The 20,988-nt window shown below is 67.9% G+C and carries 18 protein-coding genes; 6 read left to right on the forward strand and 12 right to left on the reverse strand.

Going from position 1 to position 20,988, the window contains the following annotated elements; genetic code table 11:
- Positions 1-2,706 carry a DNA helicase PcrA gene (gene pcrA / locus NFL01S_RS10090; protein WP_245670588.1) on the reverse strand — a complete coding sequence of 902 codons (2,706 nt, stop codon included), beginning with the start codon at positions 2,704-2,706 and terminating at the stop codon, positions 1-3.
- A gap of 439 nt (positions 2,707-3,145) precedes the next feature.
- Here pcrA and NFL01S_RS10095 point away from each other — a divergent pair, with 439 nt between their 5' ends.
- A complete protein-coding gene (locus NFL01S_RS10095) occupies positions 3,146-3,457 on the forward strand; it encodes a chorismate mutase (protein ID WP_062973841.1) in 312 nt (103 codons plus the stop codon).
- A gap of 92 nt (positions 3,458-3,549) precedes the next feature.
- Here the strand turns inward: NFL01S_RS10095 and NFL01S_RS10100 are convergent, their stop codons facing one another.
- Positions 3,550-5,004, reverse strand: coding sequence for an NAD-dependent succinate-semialdehyde dehydrogenase (locus NFL01S_RS10100; RefSeq protein WP_062973690.1), 1,455 nt, complete (start codon positions 5,002-5,004; stop codon positions 3,550-3,552).
- 229 nt (positions 5,005-5,233) lie between these two features.
- Between NFL01S_RS10100 and pgi the strand changes: the two genes are divergently transcribed.
- Complete coding sequence (gene pgi, locus NFL01S_RS10105) at positions 5,234-6,871, forward strand: glucose-6-phosphate isomerase (RefSeq protein WP_062973693.1); 1,638 nt, start codon at positions 5,234-5,236, stop codon at positions 6,869-6,871.
- Positions 6,872-6,933: 62 nt separating this feature from the next.
- Here pgi and NFL01S_RS10110 read toward each other — a convergent pair whose 3' ends face one another.
- From NFL01S_RS10110 to NFL01S_RS10145, 8 genes are all read right to left on the reverse strand, one after another.
- Positions 6,934-8,496, reverse strand: coding sequence for a hypothetical protein (locus NFL01S_RS10110; protein ID WP_062973695.1), 1,563 nt, complete (start codon positions 8,494-8,496; stop codon positions 6,934-6,936).
- 160 nt (positions 8,497-8,656) lie between these two features.
- A complete protein-coding gene (locus NFL01S_RS10115) occupies positions 8,657-9,781 on the reverse strand; it encodes an alpha/beta fold hydrolase (RefSeq protein WP_245670589.1) in 1,125 nt (374 codons plus the stop codon).
- A 108-nt stretch (positions 9,782-9,889) separates the two neighbouring features.
- Entirely contained in the window at positions 9,890-10,420 is a 531-nt protein-coding gene (locus NFL01S_RS10120; protein ID WP_062973699.1) for a hypothetical protein, read from the reverse strand.
- 82 nt (positions 10,421-10,502) lie between these two features.
- Positions 10,503-11,300: a family 1 encapsulin nanocompartment shell protein gene (locus tag NFL01S_RS10125; RefSeq protein WP_062973701.1), complete on the reverse strand. Its 798-nt coding sequence runs from the start codon at positions 11,298-11,300 to the stop codon at positions 10,503-10,505.
- Positions 11,297-12,349, reverse strand: coding sequence for a Dyp-type peroxidase (locus tag NFL01S_RS10130; RefSeq protein WP_062973703.1), 1,053 nt, complete (start codon positions 12,347-12,349; stop codon positions 11,297-11,299). The genes NFL01S_RS10125 and NFL01S_RS10130 overlap by 4 nt, the downstream gene beginning before the upstream one ends.
- Positions 12,350-12,399: 50 nt before the next feature.
- Positions 12,400-12,726 carry a cupin domain-containing protein gene (locus NFL01S_RS10135; RefSeq protein ID WP_062973705.1) on the reverse strand — a complete coding sequence of 109 codons (327 nt, stop codon included), beginning with the start codon at positions 12,724-12,726 and terminating at the stop codon, positions 12,400-12,402.
- 204 nt (positions 12,727-12,930) lie between these two features.
- Positions 12,931-13,428 carry a dihydrofolate reductase gene (locus tag NFL01S_RS10140; RefSeq protein WP_062973707.1) on the reverse strand — a complete coding sequence of 166 codons (498 nt, stop codon included), beginning with the start codon at positions 13,426-13,428 and terminating at the stop codon, positions 12,931-12,933.
- Entirely contained in the window at positions 13,425-14,273 is an 849-nt protein-coding gene (locus tag NFL01S_RS10145) for a thymidylate synthase (RefSeq protein WP_062973845.1), read from the reverse strand. The genes NFL01S_RS10140 and NFL01S_RS10145 overlap by 4 nt, the downstream gene beginning before the upstream one ends.
- Positions 14,274-14,754: 481 nt before the next feature.
- Here NFL01S_RS10145 and cobF point away from each other — a divergent pair, with 481 nt between their 5' ends.
- From cobF to NFL01S_RS10165, 4 genes are read left to right on the forward strand one after another with little or no spacing between them, the layout of a single operon-like run.
- Positions 14,755-15,495: a precorrin-6A synthase (deacetylating) gene (gene cobF, locus NFL01S_RS10150; RefSeq protein ID WP_062973708.1), complete on the forward strand. Its 741-nt coding sequence runs from the start codon at positions 14,755-14,757 to the stop codon at positions 15,493-15,495.
- A 37-nt stretch (positions 15,496-15,532) separates the two neighbouring features.
- Positions 15,533-15,778: a DUF2630 family protein gene (locus tag NFL01S_RS10155; RefSeq protein ID WP_062973709.1), complete on the forward strand. Its 246-nt coding sequence runs from the start codon at positions 15,533-15,535 to the stop codon at positions 15,776-15,778.
- A 9-nt stretch (positions 15,779-15,787) separates the two neighbouring features.
- Positions 15,788-17,263, forward strand: a complete 1,476-nt coding sequence (locus NFL01S_RS10160) for a dihydrolipoyl dehydrogenase family protein (RefSeq protein WP_062973710.1) — start codon at positions 15,788-15,790, stop codon at positions 17,261-17,263.
- Positions 17,260-19,275 (forward strand): carboxylesterase family protein, encoded by a 2,016-nt coding sequence (locus NFL01S_RS10165; protein ID WP_063915897.1) that lies wholly within the window; start codon positions 17,260-17,262, stop codon positions 19,273-19,275. The genes NFL01S_RS10160 and NFL01S_RS10165 overlap by 4 nt, the downstream gene beginning before the upstream one ends.
- 116 nt (positions 19,276-19,391) lie before the next feature.
- On the opposite strand, the gene NFL01S_RS10170 is transcribed toward NFL01S_RS10165, so the two are convergent.
- On the reverse strand, positions 19,392-20,258 hold the full coding sequence (locus tag NFL01S_RS10170; RefSeq protein ID WP_062973712.1) for an Fpg/Nei family DNA glycosylase: 867 nt from the start codon (positions 20,256-20,258) through the stop codon (positions 19,392-19,394).
- 9 nt (positions 20,259-20,267) lie between these two features.
- Positions 20,268-20,804 (reverse strand): potassium channel family protein, encoded by a 537-nt coding sequence (locus NFL01S_RS10175; protein WP_062973847.1) that lies wholly within the window; start codon positions 20,802-20,804, stop codon positions 20,268-20,270.
- Between the last annotated feature and the right edge of the window lie 184 nt (positions 20,805-20,988).

The raw sequence follows: 20,988 nt of genomic DNA on the forward strand, positions 1-20,988 counted from the left end.
CTAGAGCTTGGTCAGGGTTTGGCTGAACTTCGGGATCAGCCGGATCTTGCCGCTACTGCCGAAATCGATCGTCACACTGGCCATATCCCCGACTCCGTCGGCCGCGACCACCCGGCCCAGCCCGTACTTGTCGTCGCTGACCCGGTCACCGACCGCCAGCACCAGCCCGACATTGTTGCGGGCTACCCGCGCAGACCGGCCCTCGCGCGGGCCGGGGCGCGTTTCGCGGCCGCGGGGCCAGCCGCCGGTCCAGTCGTCGCCGGTGGATTCCGTATCTCGGCGGCGGCCGTACTGCGTGGGCGCCGACGAACGTTTCGGCTCGAGCCGCTGCCAGTCGATGAGATGGTCCGGAACCTCCTGCAGGAACCGGGACTCCGGATTGAACACCGGTTGCCCCCAGGCCGAACGGACCACTGCGCGGGTCAGGTACAGGCGGCGGCGTGCGCGGGTGATACCGACGTAGGCCAGCCGCCGTTCCTCGGCCAGTTCGGCCGGATCGCCGAGGGCCCGCAGATGCGGGAACTGCCCGTCCTCCCAGCCGGTGACGAAAACCACCGGGAACTCCAGGCCCTTGGCGGTGTGCAAAGTCATCATGGTCACCATGCCCGACCCTTCGTCGGGAATCTGGTCGGCGTCGGCCACCAGTGAGACCCGTTCCAGGAACGCGGCCAGCGAGCCCGGTTCGGGCTCGCCCTCCCCGGCTTCCGGTACGAATCCCTCGGCGCGGGCCGCTTCCACGGCGTTGCGGGCCTCCGAACTGAACTCGCGGGCCACGCTGACCAGTTCGTTGAGGTTGTCCAGGCGTGCGCCGTCCTGCGGATCATCCGAGGACTCCAGTTCCGCCCGGTAGCCGGTGCGGTCCAGAACAGCCTCGACGACCGCCCCGACATCCGGGAAATCGAGTTCGTCCATTTCCCCCGCGGCCCGGATCTGTTCGAGCAGCGCGACGAAACCGGCGATGGCGTTGCGCGCCCGCGTATTCAGCAACGCCACCTCGCCGGCAGCGGCATCGCGCAGTGCCTCCGCGAAACCGATACCGCGCGCTTCGGCGTGTACGGCGACACAGGCTTCGGCGCGGTCACCGATACCGCGGCGTGGGGTGTTGAGAATCCGGCGCAAGCTCACCGCATCGTCGGGGTTCTCGAGTACCCGCAGATAGGCGACGATGTCGCGCACTTCCTTGCGCTCGTAGAACCGCACCCCGCCGACCACTTTGTACGGCAGGCCCATCCGGATGAAGATCTCCTCCAGCGCGCGGGAGTTGTTGTTGGTCCGATAGAACACGGCGATATCGGAGTAGCCGGCCTCGCCCGCGTCCACCAGCCGGTCGATCTCCCGGGCGACGAACGCAGCCTCGTCGTGTTCGTTGTCGGCGACGTACCCGGTGATCAGCTCACCTTCACCGGAATCGGTCCACAGCCGCTTGTCGCGCCGGTTGGTGTTGCGGGCGATCACGGCATTGGCGGCGGTCAGGATGTTCTGGGTGGAGCGGTAGTTCTGCTCCAGCAGGATGGTCTCGGCGTCGGGGAAATCGCGTTCGAATTCCTCGATATTCCGGATGGTGGCGCCGCGGAACGCGTAGATGGACTGGTCGGCGTCACCGACCACGCAGAGTTCACTGGGCGGTACCGACGGTGCAGACGGGGCCTCGGTGTCGACGGCGGCCGCCGCCCCGGCCTCGGCGTCGGCGGCTTCGGTCGCCGCCGCCGGGTCCGCCGCGCCGTGCCCGACGAGTTCCCGGACCAGCACATACTGTGCGTGGTTGGTGTCCTGGTATTCGTCGACCAGCACATGCCGGAAACGCCGGCGGTAATACTCGGCGACCTCCGGATGTTTCTGCAGCAGGCCGACAGTCTCACCGATGAGATCGTCGAAATCGAGCGCGTTCGCGGCCCGCAGCCGCCGCTGGTACTCGGTGTAGACGCGGGCGACGATGCGCGGCAGTTCGGCATCCTCGAATTCGGCGTCCGAGCTCGCCTGCTCCGGACCGATCAGCTCGTTCTTCAGGTTCGAGATGGCGGTGGCCAGCATGCGCGCCGAGAATTTCTTGGGGTCCAGCTCCAGGTCCCGGCCGATCATGGTGAGCAGCCGGCGCGAATCGTCGGCATCGTAGATCGAGAAATTCGAGTTCATCCCCGGCAGCAGCGCCGACTGGGTGCGCAGAATTCGCACACAGCTGGAGTGGAAGGTCGACACCCACATGCTCGCGGCCCGCGGACCGACCAACTCGATGACGCGCTCCCGCATCTCCGCCGCGGCCTTGTTGGTGAACGTGATGGCCAGGATCTGCCCCGGGGTGACCCCCCGTTCGGCCAGCAGGTACGCGATCCGGCGGGTGAGCACGGCGGTCTTACCCGACCCCGCCCCGGCCACGATCAACAGCGGCCCTCCGCTGTGCAGTACGGCCGCCCGCTGCTGTGGATTGAGCCCTTCCAGCAGCTCCGCGGAGCGCCGCTGCGCCGCCTCGGTACGCTGCTGGGCCTGCTCGGCCTGTACCCGCCGCTGCAGCGCCGCCAGCCCGCTCTGTGTCCCGCCGCTCGACGTAGGGCCGGATACCGGCGGACGCGGCGCGATGCCCGCCGTCTCCAAACCGGGTAGCCTCGGCGCGTCCGGACCGTGCTCGTCCGCGCCGGAACCCGAGCGACCGGCGGCCGGGCGCTGAGGGCGGGAATGCGAATCCGAACGAGTTGCAGCCGTGGTGTCCATCGGTTGTTCACGCTACCGCTGTGTTTATTTGCGCGCTGGCGCGCGCTGGGTTTTGGCCCCCTTGGTCCCTGCGTTCAGCCCGCGATACTCGCGCCTGCGGCGCATTGTCTCGCGGGCTGAACGCAGGGACGGGCCAAAACCCACCAAGGGCCTCGCTGAACTCGGCGCCGCCAGGGGCGCGCGCGGGCAGCGGACCGCCTTCACTTTGCAGACCCTCCGGGGCGTGGCAAACTGGCAGCATGGTTTGCCCTTTTGTGAAACAACCGCTCCGGCTGTGTGCACAGCGGGACCACAGCCCGGGCACCTGAGGCCGGGAGGGCAGGTAGGGGGGTTACGGGACTACCAGACCCATCGGGTCTGTTTCACAGTGAAGGAACTCTGGACCGGTAACGCGAAGCGGTGCGACGGCGATCCAGGTTCTGACACGAGGAGATGAATGATGAGCACACCCGCCACGGCGACCGGGTCGGATTCGACAACCGGCACGGAATCGGAGCTCCCTCGGACCGAAGCCGAGATCGAGAAGCTTCGTAAGGAAATCGACCAGCTCGACGCGGAGATCCTGGCGGCGATCAAACGCCGGACCGAGATCTCCCGTGTTATCGGCCGCACCCGGATGGCCTCCGGTGGCACCCGGCTGGTGCACAGCCGGGAGATGAAGGTGCTGGAACGCTTCAGTGAGCTGGGTCAGGAGGGGCATACGCTGGCGATGCTGCTGCTGCGGCTCGGTCGCGGCCGGCTCGGCCGGTAGACCACCGAAACCACACGCGGCGGCCCGCAGACCGCCGCACTGCCGCGAACCGCCCCGGGTGTCGACGCCCCGGGGCGGTCGTATGTCGCGGCTCAGGTCATCGCGATGTACTTCGTGGACAAATATTCCTCGATCCCCTCGGTACCGCCCTCCCGGCCGAATCCGGAGGCCTTGACACCACCGAAGGGGGCGGCGGGATCCGAGATGACGCCGCGGTTCACTCCCACCATGCCGCTCTCCAGGCCTTCCGCGACCCGCAGTGCCCGGTCGAGATCCCGCGTGTAGACATAGCTGACCAATCCGTATTCGGTGTCGTTGGCGGCGGCCAGCCCCTCGTCCTCGGTATCGAAGGCGATGATCGGGGCGACCGGCCCGAATACCTCCTCGCGCAGGATCCGGGCGCCGTCGGGGATATCGGTGAGGATGGTCGCCGGGTAGAACCAGCCCGGCCCGACCGGAGCCTTACCGCCCAGCCGAACGGTCGCACCACCGGATACCGCGTCGTCGACCAGCTCGGACACCGTGGAGAGCTGCTCGGAGTTGATCAGCGGGCCCAGGGTGGTGTCCGGGTCGGTACCGGGCCCCATCCGGACCTGTTCGTTCATCGCCGCGGCGAACTTATCGGTGAACTCGGCCAGCACCCCACGCTGCACGTGGAACCGGTTCGCCGCCGTACACGCCTCCCCGCCGTTGCGCAGTTTCGCCAGCATGGCTCCCTGGACAGCGGCATCGATATCGGCATCGTCGAACACCACGAACGGCGCGTTACCGCCGAGCTCCATCGAGGTGCGCAGCAGACCGTGCGCGGATTTCTCGACCAGCGACCGGCCGACCTCGGTGGAGCCGGTGAAGGTGAGTTTGCGCAGCCGGGGATCCTCCAGCAGCGGCTGGGTCACCGCACCGGAGCGCCGGGAGGTGATCACCGACAGCACGCCCTCGGGCAGTCCCGCATCGGCGCAGAGTTTCGCCAGCAACAGCATCGTGAGCGGAGTGGCCGACGCCGGTTTCACGATCATGGTGCACCCCGCGGCGAGGGCCGGTCCGATCTTGCGGGTCCCCATCGCAAGCGGAAAATTCCACGGCGTGATGGCCAGGCACGGCCCCACCGGCTGTTTGTGCACGAGGATCCGGCCGGTACCGGACGGGGCATGCAGATAACGGCCGCTGATCCGCGCCGCCTCCTCGCTGAACCAGCGGAAGAACTCGGCGCCGTAGCGCACCTCGTTACGGCTCTCCGGAAGGGCCTTGCCCATCTCCAGAGTCATCAGCAATGCGAAGTCCTCCGCCCGCGCGGTGATCCGGTCGAACACCGCCCGCAGGATCTCGCCCCGCTCCCGCGCCGGAGTCGCCGCCCAGTCCGCCTGAACGGCCGCTGCGGCGTCCAGCGCCCGCACGGCGTCCTCAGGGGTGGCGTCCGCGACCTCGGCTATCACATCACCGTTGGCGGGGTTGTGCACCGCGAACGTGCCGCCACCGGCGGCACCGACGGGTCCCCCGATCCACAGCTGCTTCGGTACAGAATCGAGTACATCGGTTTCTGAGGCCATACACCTAAGCCTAGGTCGCGAACCCCGCGATATCCCTGGCTCGCGAGGACAGTATTCATGGCGCATCCTCGGGCTGCGCGGGATCCGGGGCCCGACACACATCTCCGACGCGCCCAGCCATGGCACCGAGTCCAGCGAGGCCCTCGAAGGTTTCGGCCCCTCCAAGGGGGCCGAAACCCGCGCCACCGAAGGCGGCGCAAAATAGGCAGAGCTTGTACGCTCGGCTGGTGTGAGCGTCGACATCACCGCATCGGCGGCATGGCGGAAATTGCAGGATCATCACGAGGCGATCGCCGCCCTCCGGCTCAGGGATCTGTTCGCCGACGATCCGGCACGTGGCCGTGACCTGAGAGTGACCGCCGGTGATCTGCTGATCGATTACAGCAAACACCGGATCACCCGGGAAACATTGCGCCTGCTGGTCGAATTGGCGGACGAGGCCGGGGTGGCGGCACAGCGGGACCGGATGCTGCAGGGCAGCCATATCAACACCTCCGAGGATCGCGCGGTCGGGCACACGGCGTTGCGGCTACCGCCGGGGAGTTCGGTGACGATCGATGGCGAAGACGCCGGTGCCGCGGTGCACGAGGTACTCGGCCGGATGCGCGATTTCGCCGACGCCGTCCGTTCCGGGCAGTGGCGCGGCGCCACCGGGCAGCGGATCCACACGGTGGTCAATATCGGTATCGGCGGTTCGGATCTGGGTCCGGTCATGGTGCATCAGGCGCTGCGGCACTATGTGGACGCCGGGATCGACGCCCGTTTCGTATCCAATGTCGATCCGGCCGATCTGGTGGCGAAACTCGCCGGCCTGGACCCGGCCACCACCCTGTTCATCGTCGCCTCGAAAACCTTTTCCACATTGGAGACCCTGACCAACGCGACGGCTGCCCGCCGCTGGCTGACCGCCGCGCTGGGTGCGGATGCGGTGGCGAAACACTTCGTGGCGGTTTCCACGAATGCCGAACGGGTGGCGGAATTCGGGATCGACACGGCCACCATGTTCGGCTTCTGGGATTGGGTCGGCGGCCGGTACTCGGTGGATTCGGCCATCGGGCTGTCGGTGATGGTCACGGTCGGCCCGGACCGGTTCGCCGAGTTCCTGGCCGGTATGCACACCATGGACCGCCATTTCGCCACCGCGCCGCCGGAAACCAACGCGCCGATGCTGCTGGCGTTGCTGGGCGTGTGGTACTCGAATTTCTTCGGCGCCCAATCCCGGGCGGTACTCCCGTATTCGAACGACCTGGCCCGGTTCCCGGCCTATCTACAGCAGCTCACCATGGAGTCGAACGGTAAATCGGTACGCGCCGACGGCACCCCGGTCACGACGTCCACCGGGGAGATCTTCTGGGGCGAACCGGGCACCAACGGCCAGCACGCGTTCTATCAGCTGCTGCACCAGGGAACCCGGCTCATTCCCGCCGATTTCATCGGGTTCGCCCGGCCCACCGACGATCTGCCCACCCGCGACGGCACCGGCAGTATGCACGACATCCTGATGAGCAACCTGTTTGCACAGACCAAGGTTCTCGCGTTCGGGAAAACTGCCGAGGAGATCGCTGCGGAGGGCACACCCCCGGAATTGGTGCCGCACAAGGTGATGCCAGGGAACCGCCCGAGTACGACGATCTTGGCGCCGCAGTTGACGCCCGCGGTGCTCGGGCAACTGATCGCACTCTACGAACACCAGGTGTTCGTGGCAGGGGTCGTCTGGGGTATCGACAGTTTCGACCAGTGGGGCGTGGAACTCGGTAAACAGCAGGCGCTCGAGCTGGCACCGCTGCTCACCTCGGCCGAAGATCCCGCGCCGCAGGGGGATTCCTCGACCGACCATCTGATTCGCTGGTACCGCGACAATCGCTGACCTCCGCGCTGGGTGTGGACGCCCCTACGCCGTCCTCTCCCCGACGATTCCATGATCGTCCCTCACCACGGCACCATCGGGAGGCCGATACGCCCCGCGGTATCCGCGGCGAGCCGGTGCAACCCGGCGACGTCCGGTACCCGCACGGGATCGAGACTCGCCAGCGTCAGGAGATAGTCACCGCGGAACCGGCACAGGTAACCGGACAACCGGGTCCGCGGGCGGCGCGCGTGGGTCAGACCCGGGTGGATGGCGCGGGCAGCGACACCGGTGCAGCCGTGCGGCCCGAGGGCGTGCAGCGGCTCCGGTATCGGGCCGATATTCGAACACAGGATGTCGCGCTCCCCGGCCCCTCGGGACAGCAGGTACGCCACCCGATCCGGGACGAGATGCAGGATTTCCTCCGGCAGTCCGGCGGGGCTCGATATCCGGCGTTCGTAGGCGGCGCGGCTTTTCGCTCGGATCGCGCCGGGATCGTCACCGGGTGCAACGATGATCTCGGTCATCGCGAGATCGTTGTCGATCCGGGGTTCGTCGCGGGTGTCCACCGGCAGACTCGCCACGATCTCGCGTCCGGGAAAACCGGCGGCCCACAGTGTGTTCGCCACGAACCAGATGAACACACCGTTCGGCGTACCACCGCTCGCCGCGGCTACCCGGTCCCATTCCTGGGCGGGACACCGCAGCACGAGCGCCGGCACCGGCAGATCGGCGTGCGCGACGGCGGTACCGACGGGGTGGCTGGAATCTGATTCGGGCGACCGGCTGCCACCGGGCCTCCCTGCCGGCCTCTCACGCAACCGCATCTCTGCCGGCATTTCATGCCGCCACCAGAGTCGAAAACGCTCCGCGGTCCGTGCTCGCTGGAGTGCGGTTCGCGCGGCACGGACGGTGCCGACGAGGACCGTGGCGCAGGTTTCGGCGGCATCGACCCAGTCCGACTCCGGATCGCCGCCCGGCTGCACACTGCCGCCGGCGCTGCTGTCGCGCCCCGGTGCGGGTTCGCGATCCGGCGCGGGTTCGTGACCAGGCTCATGTTCACCACCCGGCGCGGGTCCACGGCCAAGCACACGTTCACCACCCGGCGCAGGTCCACGGCCAAGCACACGTTCACCACCCGGCGCAAGTCCACGGCCCGGTGCGAGTTCGGAGCGTGGCCCGGGTTCGAGGTCCGGTCCGTTTCCGGCCGACGCTGCGAGCGCCTGTTCGACGGCGATAACCAGTCCCCGGGCGTCGGTGAGAACATGTGAACAGGTGAGGGCGACGACCGTGCCACCGTCGGTGAGCGGCGCCGCCGACAGGCGCCAGCCGGGGCCGTGCCGTGGATCCAGTCCTGCACCCCGTCCGTCTGCCCACGACAAGATGTCGTCCACCCGAAGTGGTGCCGACGCCATATCGAGCGGGTGGGCGCGAATACTGGTCTGCCAGCGGTCCCGGGCGCCGGGAACTCCGGACCGAACGACCCGGCGGCCGAGCGGGCCCACGCACAGGGCGTCGTGCAACCGGTCGAGCCGGGCGCGATCCACCGCGTCCGCCGTCCGCCACAGCCCCTGAAGCGCGATGGGCGTACCCATCCCCTGATGGGTACGCAGGAAAATACCGTCGATAACGCTCAGTCGGCGCATCAGCTCAGGCTAGCCATCTCCTCCGGCGAGCCCTGTGGAATCCCGCCCTGCTCACAGCTGTCGGCGCACCCGTGGACGATGTGATGTTCCGGCACACCGGCGCGACCCTGGTGCCGGTCGAGCCACAGACTTACCGGCACATCGTGACGACGGTGCGGGCTCAGCCCGGCGGAAGCTCGCGGGCGAAGAAGTCGAGTGCGTGATCCAGCCCGCCCTGCTGGAGTACATTGTGGCCGGCCTCGAGGATACGGAGTTGGTGTTGGGTTCCGTTCAGCAAGAACTGGCCGGTGAGGGCGAGGGTGAGAGGTAGGGGGACGACAGCGTCGTAGACGCCGTGTACGACCAGAATCGGGTCCTGGTAACCGCTGACCGGCACGCCCATGTAGTCGCGCATCATCGGCGCAAACTCTGGATCGTTCAGCGGCCGCGTCAACATATTGCCGATCTGCGCTTCGGCCAGCATCCGGCCGGTGCCGGAGTTACAGGAGGTTCTGAGCTCACCAACGAAATCCCGGCCGGCCGGGGTGAGATAGTCGTCGATATCGAGCCCCGCGCCGACCATACCGGACAGTACGAGTGTGACGGCCCGACCGGCGAAGCCCGGCAGCTCGAGCTGGTCCGGCCTGGAGCGCAGGAAGATGTGCTCCATATTGCTGACCGGCGCCAGGGCGACTGTCCCGCGGAAATCGAGCTCGGGGGCGTACTCCGGGGCGTACCGGCCGGCGCCGAGCGCGGCGTGACCACCCTGAGAGAATCCGGTGACACCCCAACTGGTGGAGAGACCGCCTACGGCGGCGCGGGTGGCACGTACCGCGTCGATGGTAGCGCTGGCGGCTGTGCTGGTCTGCAGATATGGGTGCGGCACCGGGGACCCCGGACTCAAACCGATGTAGTCGGGCGCGACCACCGCGTAACCGGCATCGTTGAGCCGGCGCACGATCGGTCCCGTCTCCTCTTCGAGCTGGGGAGAACCGGTCAGTCCGCACTGCTGCCCCACACCGGAAGTGCCGTGATCCCATGCGACGATCCGGTAGCCGCCGTCCGGGGCGGGACCATCCGGAACCCGAACCAGAGCTTCCGCGGCAATGAGTTTCCCGCCGGGCCCCGTGGTGACATAGCCGATGCGCTGGACATCGTCGAGTCCGCCCCATTCGCGGCCGATCGGTTCCGCGGATAACAGGAGCCCCGGGTACCAAGACGTATCCGCATGCGCGACCACTGGCAGTCCGGCGCACAGCGTCGTGACCAATGTCAGAACCCCCACAATTGTCCGGACGACGTGCACCAGCCCTCTCCTCTGCCTCACTGCGGTCGAGATACATGATCGCAGCAATCCGGACGGTCCGCCCACGCAGTACCGTGTCCGGGCCGGTGACCCGGGCGTGTCCCAGGTTCAGCGGACAGGTGGTGCGATCTGCCAGTGTTTTTCCAGGGCACCGGCGATATCAGGTAACACGGTTACGGGAATTCTCTTGTGCCGCAAGATATTCCGAATTTCGGTGATTTGTTCGCGTTTTCGCAGGTCATAGGCGCCGGATACCGGACCGGACACCGGCGGAATGGATAGGAGAATCAGTTCGCTGTGCAATTCCTCACCCTCGGTCAGATCCAGCGCGAGGGCCCACCGCGACCGCTCGTCCAGTCCGAACCGCCCGGCGATCACCCGATCCCATTCGATACTGGTCACCGACCACGGGGTACGCCGGTGAATCGCGTCTTCGGCCAATACGACGACATCCCGCTTGAACAGGGCGAACAGGGCCACCACAGCGAGCAGCGCCCCGAGCACCAGCCCGGTGAAGACGCGACCGGCCCCGAACAGCAGCACCGTAGGCACCGTCACGGCCATCACGACCGCCGTCCCGGCCATACCGTAACCCAGCGCCCGCCCGGTGGGCACCACACCCGCGTGCACCCTGTGCATACCGACTCCACTCACCCGAACACGTGTTGCCGGCCACACGGTACCGGATCGCCCGCCCCGGAGCGGGCGTCACGGCATCCACTCAGTGCAGGGCTACGGCGGCCTCGGCGGAATAGACCTGGAAGGTCATGCTCTGCTGGAAATACAGCTGGACGGTTTCGGCATCATGGCCGAGATAGCCGATGGACAGGTCCTGGCCGAGGGTGAGGTCGAAATCCCCGCCTCGGGTGGTGAGCACGAAGGCGCCGTCGATAGCGGGCGCCCAGATGATCTCCCCGTCGGGTACGAGGCGCTCCAGGTGGGTGCGCAGCGGATGGCCGTGGTTGGAGGTCTCGCTGACCTTGGTGTACAGGTCGGCGCTGAGCAGTACCGAATACGGCCCGTCGACCCCGGCCAGCCGCAACTGGCTCACCGCCAGGGCGATCACCTCGGGCACCCCGAAGACATCGTCGGGGAGCGCGATCGCCCGGTTCGACGAGGCCGCCCGGATACCGGTGATCCCGGCGGCGGCGTAGCCCTCGAAAACGGCCCGGTCCTCGGCGAAGGCGATCTTGCGGGCGGCGTCCTTGACCGGATCCAGGTCGGTGTCCTGGGCACCACGCTCGACATTGTCGAGTTCCTCCCGCGACAGCGTGAACGGCACCCGCAACTCCACCAGTGGCGCCACCACCCGCTGCCGGGCCACGACCCCGTCGTTCGGGGCGGCGATCGGGGTCGTGTGGCCGAGGCCACGCGCGGAGTAGTCGGTACCGTGCGGTCCGGAAAGATCCACCACCCGGCGGCCGGCGTTATGCCGTTTGAACGTCCGCGCGGACTCCTCTTCGATAACGGCCCAGGCCGCGTCCGTGATCGGCGCGAGCTCACGATGCAGGTTGTTCATACGGTGCTGCTCCTTTTCAATGTGCCGATACCGAGTGAACCGTCCGCGCTCGGCGCCGGACCCGGCTGTACCGCCGCTTTCCCGGCCGGTTCCACCGCGGTATCCGCCGCCGGCGGCGCGGGCAGATCGTCGAAGAAATCCTGCGGCGGAACAAAGAACAGGGTGCCGGTGACGGCCGTGGAAAAATCCAGAATCCGGTCATGGGTTGCCTCGTCGGTACCGAGGAACATCCGCTCCAGCATGATCTCGGTGGTCCGGGGTGTTGCCGAATAGCCGACGAAATACGTGCCGAACTCGCCCTCACGGATACTGCCGAAAGGCATATTCGCGCGCAGGATCTCCCGTTCGGTACCGTCGGGCTCGATCACCTGGTTCACCGCGATATGCGAATCCGCGGGCTTGTCCGCCTCGTCCAGTTCGAAATCCTCGAGTTTGGTCCGGCCGATGACCCGCTCCTGCTCCTGTACCGGCAGGGCCCGCCAGGCCGGCAGATCGTGCAGATACTTCTGCACGATCACATAGCTGCCGCCGGTGAAGTCCGGATCGCCGGCCCCGATCAGCGCGGCCACACCGGCGGCCGAATCGGGGAACGCACCCTCGGGGTTCTCGGTGCCGTCGACGAACCCCAGCAGATCGCGTTGTTCGAAATACCGGAACCCGACGGTTTCGTCGACGATCGCGCCCACCCCGGCCAACCGGTCGCCGATGGCCATCGCCAACTCGAAACAGGCGTCGTGCGCTTGGGCGCGGATATGGAACAGCAGATCGCCCGGGGTCGCGGGGGCATGGTGCAACGGGCCGTCGTATCCGGGGAATTCGTGCAGTTCGGCCGGACGGGGGCCGCCGAAAAGCCGGTCCCATGCCGCCGACCCGATACCGGTGATGCACCCCAGCCCCGCCCCCGGAAGCCGGAAACCGATCGCCCGCCGCAAACCCGGTAGCTCGGCCAGCAGATCCCGCGCCACCGCCTCACCACCTGGTTCGATGGTGGCGACGAGGAAATGCGCGGCCGGGGTGAGTGGTTCGAGTATCGGCTGCGGCTGCCCCATAGGCGATCACACTACCGGCGAGCCGCCCCGGCCCCGCACATTCCCGGTGGCTACTTGGCCACAGTCAGCAGGAAGGCCACATCGTCGATCGCCAGCACGCTGTGCCGGGCCTTCGGCACCACCAGCAGGTCGCCGGTCGATCCTTTCCACTCGTTGTCGCCGCTGTTCAGGGTGAGCGTGCCGGAGAGCACCAGCACGGTGGCCTCGCCCTGGTTGTCGTGTTCGGCCAGCGACTGGCCGGCGCACAATCCGACGACCGTCTGCCGCAACGAATTGGCATGTCCCCCGTAGATCGTCTGAGAACTACGGCCACTGGTGGTGGTCGCCGCCATCTTGAGCTGCTGCCGGGCCACCGCTGTCAGCGATTTCTTGTCCATGAACCGCCTTTCGCCTCCGCGTACCCGCGACCGGGCTGGTGATCACGGGGTCGTATCGCCGAGTATGCCCGACCCGGACGCGGCATTCCCCCGTTTCTCCGAGCTGTGCTCCTTTTGCCACCGGGCGACACATCTGCGGCGCCCGCCCGCAACGTGCTCCGGGCATCCGCCTGCGCTACCCGGCGGCTGGAGCAGTGCGGCCGCTCAGCGGGTGAAGCGGCGGGTGCGATAGCGCAGGCCGCCGGACGACTCCAGCCAATCCTGCGCATCGGCGGAATGCCATTCCGGCCCGATTTCGGGGGCGTAAGCATCCCCGTACACCTCGGTATCCACCTCGGTGATCAGGAGTTCGGTGGCATACGGCAGCGCCGCGCGGTAGACCTCGCCACCGCCCATCACCCAGGTGTTCGCGGGGGCGGCCAGATCGAGCGCGGCCGGGACGGAACCGGCGGCTTCGGCACCCACGGCCGACCAATCCGCCTGCCGGGTCACCACGATATTGCGGCGGCCGGGCAGCGGGCGGAAACGCTCCGGTAGCGATTCCCAGGTCCGCCGGCCCATCACCACGGGATGACCGGTGGTCGTCTCCCGGAAGAGCGCCATATCTTCGGGCACCCGCCACGGGATGGTGTTGTCCACCCCGATCACTCCGTCGGGCGTCTGCGCCCAGATCATGCCGATGACGCGTCCCGGTGCGGTCATACGGCCACCGGAGCCTTGATCGCCGGGTGATGGCGGTAGTCCAGTATCCGCACGTCCTCGTACCGGTAGTCGAACAGCGACGGGGCCCGGGCGAGATCGAGTTCCGGGAACGGGTAGGGGTTACGGGTCAGCTGTTCGGCGACCTGTTCGTGGTGATTGTCGTAGATATGGCAGTCACCGCCGGTCCAGATGAAATCACCGGGTTCGAGCCCGCTCTGCTGAGCCACCATCACCGTGAGCAGGGCGTAACTGGCGATATTGAACGGCACCCCGAGGAACAGGTCGGCGCTGCGCTGGTACAGCTGGCAGGACAACCGGCCGTCGGCGACATAGAACTGGAACAGGGCATGGCAGGGTGCCAGCGCCATCCGGTCGAGCTCGGCCACATTCCAGGCCGAGACGAGCATGCGCCGGGAATCCGGGTCGGTCCGCAGGGTGTGCAGCACCTGCGCGATCTGGTCGATATGGCGGCCGTCGGGCGCGGGCCAGGAGCGCCACTGCACGCCGTAGACGGGCCCCAGCTCACCGTCGGCGCCGGCCCATTCGTCCCAGATGCTGACCCCGTGCTCCTGCAGCCACTGCACATTGGAATCCCCGCGCAGGAACCACAGCAGCTCGTACACGATCGATTTGAGATGGACCTTTTTGGTGGTGATCAGCGGGAAGCCGGCGGAGAGGTCGTATCGGAGCTGATGCCCGAACACGCTACGGGTCCCGGTGCCGGTGCGGTCTGCCTTGGCGGTACCGGTGTCGAGCACCCTCCGTAAGAGGTCCTCGTATTGGGTGTCCGGAGCGCGGTCCGCCTCCCGGGGGCTCGCCGCGCTCGTACCAGGGCCACCGTCCACGCCCGCCGTACTCTTCGCTGCGCTCGCGCCGGCGTTGCTCGCTGCGTTCACCACGGGATCGTTCGCTGCGCTCGCCACGGGCCGAGCTTAACTCCATGCCGAGCCCCGCCCACGCGCGCCCGCGCATTGGTCCGCAGCACCCACTCGGCCGCGGTTGCCAGGTCAGCGCGCACGTATCGGGACGGCGGGTGCAGTGCACACGTCTACGACAGGGCGAACGAACCGGCGGCTGAGCGGCCTCCACGGCGAGTGTCTGTCCTCGCTGCGAGGTGCAGGGAGGCATGCGGGGCAGGGTCCATCGGCCGCGAGCGGGCCACTCGGAACTGCCCGGCGCGCTCAAAGGGCACAGGTGCCGCGGCCTACGGTTCCGTGTGGCCGGTGCGCGGCCGTAGCGATCCGGCCGGCTGCCACGAGTACGACCGTCCCGGCCGGATACCGCCCCCACAATCGCCGCCGCCTCCGGCCTGCCAAGCTGACCTCCATGCGGAAGCTGTATGTGATCGGTATCGGCGCCGGTGACCCCGATCAGGTGACGATGCAGGCCGTCAAGGCGCTGCGGGAGGTCGACGTCTTCTTCGTTATGGGCAAGGGCACCGAGAAACAGCAGCTCGTGGATGTGCGCACCGCGATCCTCGACGAGCACGCCGGCCGTCCCTACCGGATCGTCGAGATCCCCGACCCGCCGCGCGACCGCACACCGGCCGACTACAACGCGACCGTGCTCGATTGGCACGAACGCCGTTCGATGTTGCTGGAAGAGGCGTTCGCCGGCACCGAAGGTGTGGGGGCGATCCTGGTGTGGGGGGATCCGGCGCTCTACGACAGCACCCTGCGCATGGTCGAACAGGTACTGGCCCGCGGCACACTGGCCTTCGACTACACCGTGATTCCCGGGGTGACCAGCGTGCACGCCCTCGCGGCCCGGCATCGGATCGTCCTGCACCGGATCGGCGAACCGGTGCACATCACCACCGGGCGGCGGTTGCGCGCCGAGGGGCTGGGCGGCGGATCGACGGTGGTCATGCTCGACGCCGACTGTGCGTTCACCTCCGTCCCGGGCGATACCTACATCTGGTGGGGCGCCTACCTCGGAATGCCGGACGAAACGCTGTTCCACGGCAGGGCCGGCGAGATCGGCGCGGAAATCGTGCGCCGGCGCGCGGAGTTGCGGGCACGCAAGGGCTGGATCATGGATATCTACCTGCTGCGCCCCGCTGAATGAGCTGGTAATCGGCCTGCGGGTCGTAGCATGGTCTCCCATGACCGAACAGGACATACTCGGGCGGATCAAGGAACTGGTCGACCACGAGCACGACCTGCGGTCGCGAGCCTCACGCGGGGAGCTCGATCCCGATGTGGAGCGGCGCCGCCTGGCCGAAGTGGAAGTCATGCTCGATCAGTGCTGGGATCTGCTCCGGCAGCGACGGGCCCGTATCGATCGCGACGAATCCCCCGACGAGGCGCAGCCACGACCGCCGGGACAGGTCGAGGGATACCTGCAGTAGGCGGCCACGATGACCGGAATAGATTCCGCGGCAAAGGAATACGATGTCATCGTCGTGGGTGGCGGACCGGCCGGTGAGAATGCCGCCGCCTATGCGACCGCGGGCAGCGACCGCACCGCGGCCATTGTGGAACGCGAACGGGTCGGCGGCGAATGCTCGTACTGGGCCTGTATTCCCAGTAAGGCTCTGTTGCGGCCGGGGCATGTACTGAGTTCCGCGCGCGGCCTGCCCGGCATCGAGGCCCGCGGCCCCGATGTGGGCGCGGTACTGCGCCGGCGCGACGAATTCGTCCACGCCCGCGACGGCGGCCACGACGATTCGGGCCAGCTCGACTGGGCCGCGCAGCAGGGTATCGACGTGATCCGCGGCGCCGGCCGGCTCGCCGGCGTTCGCAGGATCCGGATCGGCGAACACGAACTGCACGCCCGCCTGGCCGTGGTGCTCGCCACCGGCAGCCGGGCGTCCGTACCCGATATCCCCGGTCTGCGCGAGGCCCTGCCCTGGACTTCGCGCGATGTGACCAACCTGCGCGAGATCCCGAAACGTGTCGTGGTGATCGGTGGCGGTGTGGTGGCCTGTGAGGCCGCGACCTGGTTGTCGGCGCTCGGCGCCGAAGTCACCGTCCTGGTGCGCGGAAACCGGCTGCTCACCGGTGTCGAACAGTTCGCCGGGGAGCGGGTGGCCGAGGCACTCACGGCCCGCGGCGTGGATATCGAATTCGGGACCGGCCCGCAGCGGATCCGGCGTCCGGCAGCGGCAGACCACGGGGAAGGCAGGATCCACGGCGGACCCGTCACGGTGCACGCCGAGGGCCCCGGCGGCGAGACCACGGTGCTCGCCGACGAAATCGTAGTGGCCACCGGCCGTACCCCCAACGGCGACGATATCGGCCTCGAAACCGTCGGGCTGAAGCCCGGATATGTCGAGGTGGATGATCAACTGACCGTCACCGGGGTACCCGGTGACTGGCTGTATGCCGTCGGCGATATCAACCACCGGGCCGCACTCACCCATATGGGCAAGTACCAGGCACGCGTATGCGGCGATGTGATCGCGGCCCGGGCGGAGGGCCGGCCGCTGACGGATCCCCGATACCGCGCCAGCGCGGACAGGCATGCTGTCCCCCAGGTCGTTTTCACCGATCCCGAAGTAGGCGCCGTGGGCCTGACAGCCGATGCCGCCCGCCGTGCCGGGCACGATATCCGCACGGTAGGAGTGGATATCGAGGTCGCGGGTTCGGCGCTGACCCGCGACGACTACCGGGGCCACGCCGCGCTCGTTGTCGACAACACCACCGATACCCTGCTCGGTGCCACCTTCGTGGGTCCCGATATCGGGGAGCAGCTACATGCCGCCACGATCGCGGTCGCCGGGCGGGTTCCGCTGGAGGCGCTGTGGCACGCGGTCCCGGCGTTCCCCGCGGTGAGCGAATTCTGGTTACGGCTGTTGGAGACCGACCGGTCGTCGTTACCATCGGCCACATGAGCGAGTCACTCCCGGAGCCGGCAGCGGAGCGTATCGGCGGAGGGCACTCGCCGATATCCGGCGGGCACGTCACCGAACAGGTCACCACCGCCGACGGTATCGTCCGAGGTGGACGGGGCCGCCGCGTCCGGTACTGGCGATCGCTGCCCTACGCCGCGCCACCCGTCGGCGACCTGCGGTTCCGCGCCCCGCAACCGGTACAGCCGTGGACCGATATCCGCGACGCCACCTACTTCCGGGCGGCGGGAATCCAGCCCAGCTTCGGTGTCCGGATCGGGCCGCGCAAGTTACAGGAAATGAGCGAGGATTCACTGACACTCAATGTCGTGGCTCCCGTTTCTGCCGCCGTGCGGCCGCGGCCGGTGATGGTATTCATCCACGGCGGCGGCAACCTGTTCGGCACCTCCGCGCTGCGCCTCTACGGCGGGGTACAGCTGGCAGCCGACGGCGATGTGGTCGTGGTGTCGATCAACTACCGCCTGGGGGCATTCGGGTACGCCGATTTCTCCGAATTCTCCACGTCCGGCAGCCCATACGAGTCGAACCTCGGCCTGCGCGACCAGATCGCCGCGCTGCGCTGGGTACAGACCAATATCGCCGAATTCGGCGGTGATCCCGGGAATGTGACGATCTTCGGTGAATCGGCGGGCGCCCATGCCGTGCTGAGTCTGATGGCCACCCCGTCTGCCGCCGGGCTGTTCCACCGCGGTATCGCCCAGAGCGCGCCCGCGGATTGGGGTTTGACGAAGGCCGAGGCGAGTGAATTCGCCCACCGGGTCCTGGCCGAACTCCGGATTGCCCCGGCGGACGCGAACCGGCTGTTGCGCGAAGCGGATCCGCACGATATCCGGCGCGCCTTCAACCGGGCATCCAATGCGGCCATGACCGAATGCCCAGGTTTCTTCCCCGCGGCGCCGGTGGCCGATGGGGATCTCCTGCCGCGCACCCCGATCGATGCGTTCGCCGAGGGATATTCCCATCGGGTTCCGCTGATCATCGGCACCTGCCGCAACGAGGGTGCCCTGTTCAACCGGTTCACCGATTCCCTGCCCACCCGGCCCGAGCGGCTGAAGCGTGCGCTCTCGGTCGCCGGCCCGGACCACTATCCCCAGGTGTTCTATACCTATCCCGGTTTCCCCGGAGAGGCGGCGGCCATCCGTGCGGGCGGCGATTACTTCTTCTGGCGCCCCTCGCTGGAGGCGATGGAGGGACACAGCCGGCACAGCCCCACCTACGCCTACCGCTACGATTTCGCGCCCAGGCTGCTGCAGCTGTACAAACTGGGCGCGACCCATGCGACCGATCTGCTGCCCACCTTCGGTGCCGTCTACGAACCGTGGAGCCGGGCATTGACCATCGGCGGCAGCCGGCGCGGCCTGCTGGCGGTGACCCGCCAGATCCAGGACAACTGGCTGAACTTCGCCCGCACGGGCGAGCCGTTGCCGGTGTGGCCGCGCTACACCGAGGCGGAGCGCAGCACACTGATCATCGACGATCCCGGCCGGGTGGAGAACGATCCCGACAGCTTGCAGCGCAAGCTGTGGGCGGGAGTGCGTGCGCCCCAACTGGTGCCGGCGGGCGGCACCGCCCCGGCAACTTCGGCCGGCGGCCGCGCCACAACGCCCGGCGAGAATGCGCCGGTGAGTGAGGCAGGTGGCGACGGCACGCTGCTCGGGAAGATCACCTCGGAGAACGCGGCGGGAGCCCCGACCGAAGTTGCGGCCACCGTTGCGGAGAAGCTGGTCGACAGCGTCGAGCCGCCTACCAGCGACGCCGGGGCCGGAACCGACACCGGCGACAACTCCACCGGGGAAACCGAGCGACGCACCGGAACCGACAGCACCGACAACCCCACCGGCGAAACCGGGCGACGCACCGCCGGAACCGACGGCGACGGGGAACCCACCAGCAGGACCTCCTCGGAGGGCGGAACCTACGGTGACGCGGATCCGGTCTCGAAATCCGGGCGAGCAGCTCCGCCGGCCGCTTCGGACCGGAACTCCGCCGACTGACCGGTCAAGACTGTCGCCGATTCTGCTCCTGCAACCGGTCGCAGGTTTCGACGTACGGTGCGGACCATTCGTCGAAGCCTGAATCGGCGGTAGTCGTAGCGGTCTCGGTTCCGGGCCTACTTCAGCAGCCGCGACATCCGGCGATCGGCGAGGATCTTCCCACCGGTCTGGCAGGTCGGGCAGTACTGGAACGACCGGTCCGTGAACGCGACCTCGCGGACGGTATCCCCGCACACTGGGCAGGGCATACCGGTGCGGCCGTGCACTCGCATACCCGAACGTTTCTCCCCCTTGAGCCGCGCCGCGTCCTGCCCCACCGACCGGGCGACCGCATCCGTGAGCACCGAGCGCAGGGCGTCGTAGAGCGCGGACAGCTTGGCGGCCGGCATGGTCTTCGCGGTGGCGAACGGGGAGATCCGGGCGGTGTGCAGTATTTCGTCGGAGTAGGCGTTGCCGATCCCGGCGAGCACGGTCTGATCGACCAGCACATTCTTGATCCGGCCCGACACCGCCCCGAGGATCGCCGCGAACTCCGGCTCGGTGACGGCGAGCGCGTCCGGTCCGAGCCGGGCGATCCCGGGCACGTCCGCCGGATCGTGCACGATATAAACCGCCAGCCGTTTCCTGGTACCGGCCTCGGTGAGGTCGAAAGCGGGTGTGGCCCCCTCCGGGGTGAAGAAATGCACCCGCAACGCCAGCGGCCCGCGGCCGGGCTTCGGCGGGCTCGTGCTCGGGTTGTCGGTCCAGCGCAACCATCCTGCCCGGGACAGATGGGTGATCAGCCACAATCCACCGCACTCCATGCCGAGGAACTTCCCCCACCGCGCGGCTCCCGTGACGTCGCGCCCGGACAGCGCCGTCACCGGCGGGTCGAAGGTTTTGATGGCGCTGTACGCCGCCACATCGATCCGACCCACCACCGCACCGACCGCGTGTTCCCGCAGGAACTGCGCCAGCGCCTCCACCTCCGGTAGTTCGGGCACGCGACCAGGCTACCGGGCACCGGTGACATTCGCGGCGTCCAAACGCCGGGTGATGCCGGTACTCGTCACCGTGATCAGAGTGCCGACCACCACCAGGTCGAACGCCATCTGCACCGTGGTGGCGATCCGCGCCGCCTGGCCGGCCGCGTGGATATCGCCGAAACCGACAGTTCCCAGGGTCGCGACGGTGTAGTAGAGCGCATCGCTGCGGGTGCGGAGTTCGGTGAACTGGCCGGGATCGCGCATTTCGAGCACGTAATAGAAGAGCGCGAAGAACAACACCACCAGACAGACCAGATACAGCAGACCGTCGACCCGATGGGCGGTATCGCGGCTCGCCGCCAGGAACTGCCCGATCCGCCGGTAGGCGAGCCACGCCAGCCCGGCCACACCGAGGACGAAGGCGACCAGGGTCAGCACCCGTGTGGGCCAGTAACCGGCGAAATCGAACCCCACCGGAACGAAGTAGTAGAACAGCAGACCACAAATCACGGTGCCCGCATTACGCCACAGATGCGCCGAGCCGCTGATCCGTCGAGATGCCATGCGGTCATGATCGGCCCGGTCTGCGTATTCACCGGGCGGCACGCCGAAACAACCCGTCACCCGGCCGGGCGAGATCGGTCGTGTCAGTCGATCACTGTGTGCGGAGAGGCGAATCAGAGGGCCGCCGCCCGGTGCCGACGGATCGCCGGCGTCATCGGGTCGGCCGGTGCCGCCATTCCGAGAG

The sequence above is a fragment of the Nocardia flavorosea NBRC 108225 genome (assembly GCF_001613385.1).
GTDB lineage: Bacteria > Actinomycetota > Actinomycetes > Mycobacteriales > Mycobacteriaceae > Nocardia > Nocardia flavorosea.

Bases quoted from the DNA above. Each gene is read 5' to 3' on its own strand.
- pcrA (WP_245670588.1), bottom strand. From the start codon at position 2,706: ATGGACACCACGGCTGCAACTCGTTCGGATTCGCATTCCCGCCCTCAG.
- NFL01S_RS10095 (WP_062973841.1), top strand. From the start codon at position 3,146: ATGAGCACACCCGCCACGGCGACCGGGTCGGATTCGACAACCGGCACG.
- NFL01S_RS10100 (WP_062973690.1), bottom strand. From the start codon at position 5,004: ATGGCCTCAGAAACCGATGTACTCGATTCTGTACCGAAGCAGCTGTGG.
- NFL01S_RS10110 (WP_062973695.1), bottom strand. From the start codon at position 8,496: ATGCGCCGACTGAGCGTTATCGACGGTATTTTCCTGCGTACCCATCAG.
- NFL01S_RS10120 (WP_062973699.1), bottom strand. From the start codon at position 10,420: ATGCACAGGGTGCACGCGGGTGTGGTGCCCACCGGGCGGGCGCTGGGT.
- NFL01S_RS10125 (WP_062973701.1), bottom strand. From the start codon at position 11,300: ATGAACAACCTGCATCGTGAGCTCGCGCCGATCACGGACGCGGCCTGG.
- NFL01S_RS10130 (WP_062973703.1), bottom strand. From the start codon at position 12,349: ATGGGGCAGCCGCAGCCGATACTCGAACCACTCACCCCGGCCGCGCAT.
- NFL01S_RS10135 (WP_062973705.1), bottom strand. From the start codon at position 12,726: ATGGACAAGAAATCGCTGACAGCGGTGGCCCGGCAGCAGCTCAAGATG.
- NFL01S_RS10140 (WP_062973707.1), bottom strand. From the start codon at position 13,428: ATGACCGCACCGGGACGCGTCATCGGCATGATCTGGGCGCAGACGCCC.
- cobF (WP_062973708.1), top strand. From the start codon at position 14,755: ATGCGGAAGCTGTATGTGATCGGTATCGGCGCCGGTGACCCCGATCAG.
- NFL01S_RS10155 (WP_062973709.1), top strand. From the start codon at position 15,533: ATGACCGAACAGGACATACTCGGGCGGATCAAGGAACTGGTCGACCAC.
- NFL01S_RS10160 (WP_062973710.1), top strand. From the start codon at position 15,788: ATGACCGGAATAGATTCCGCGGCAAAGGAATACGATGTCATCGTCGTG.
- NFL01S_RS10165 (WP_063915897.1), top strand. From the start codon at position 17,260: ATGAGCGAGTCACTCCCGGAGCCGGCAGCGGAGCGTATCGGCGGAGGG.
- NFL01S_RS10175 (WP_062973847.1), bottom strand. From the start codon at position 20,804: ATGGCATCTCGACGGATCAGCGGCTCGGCGCATCTGTGGCGTAATGCG.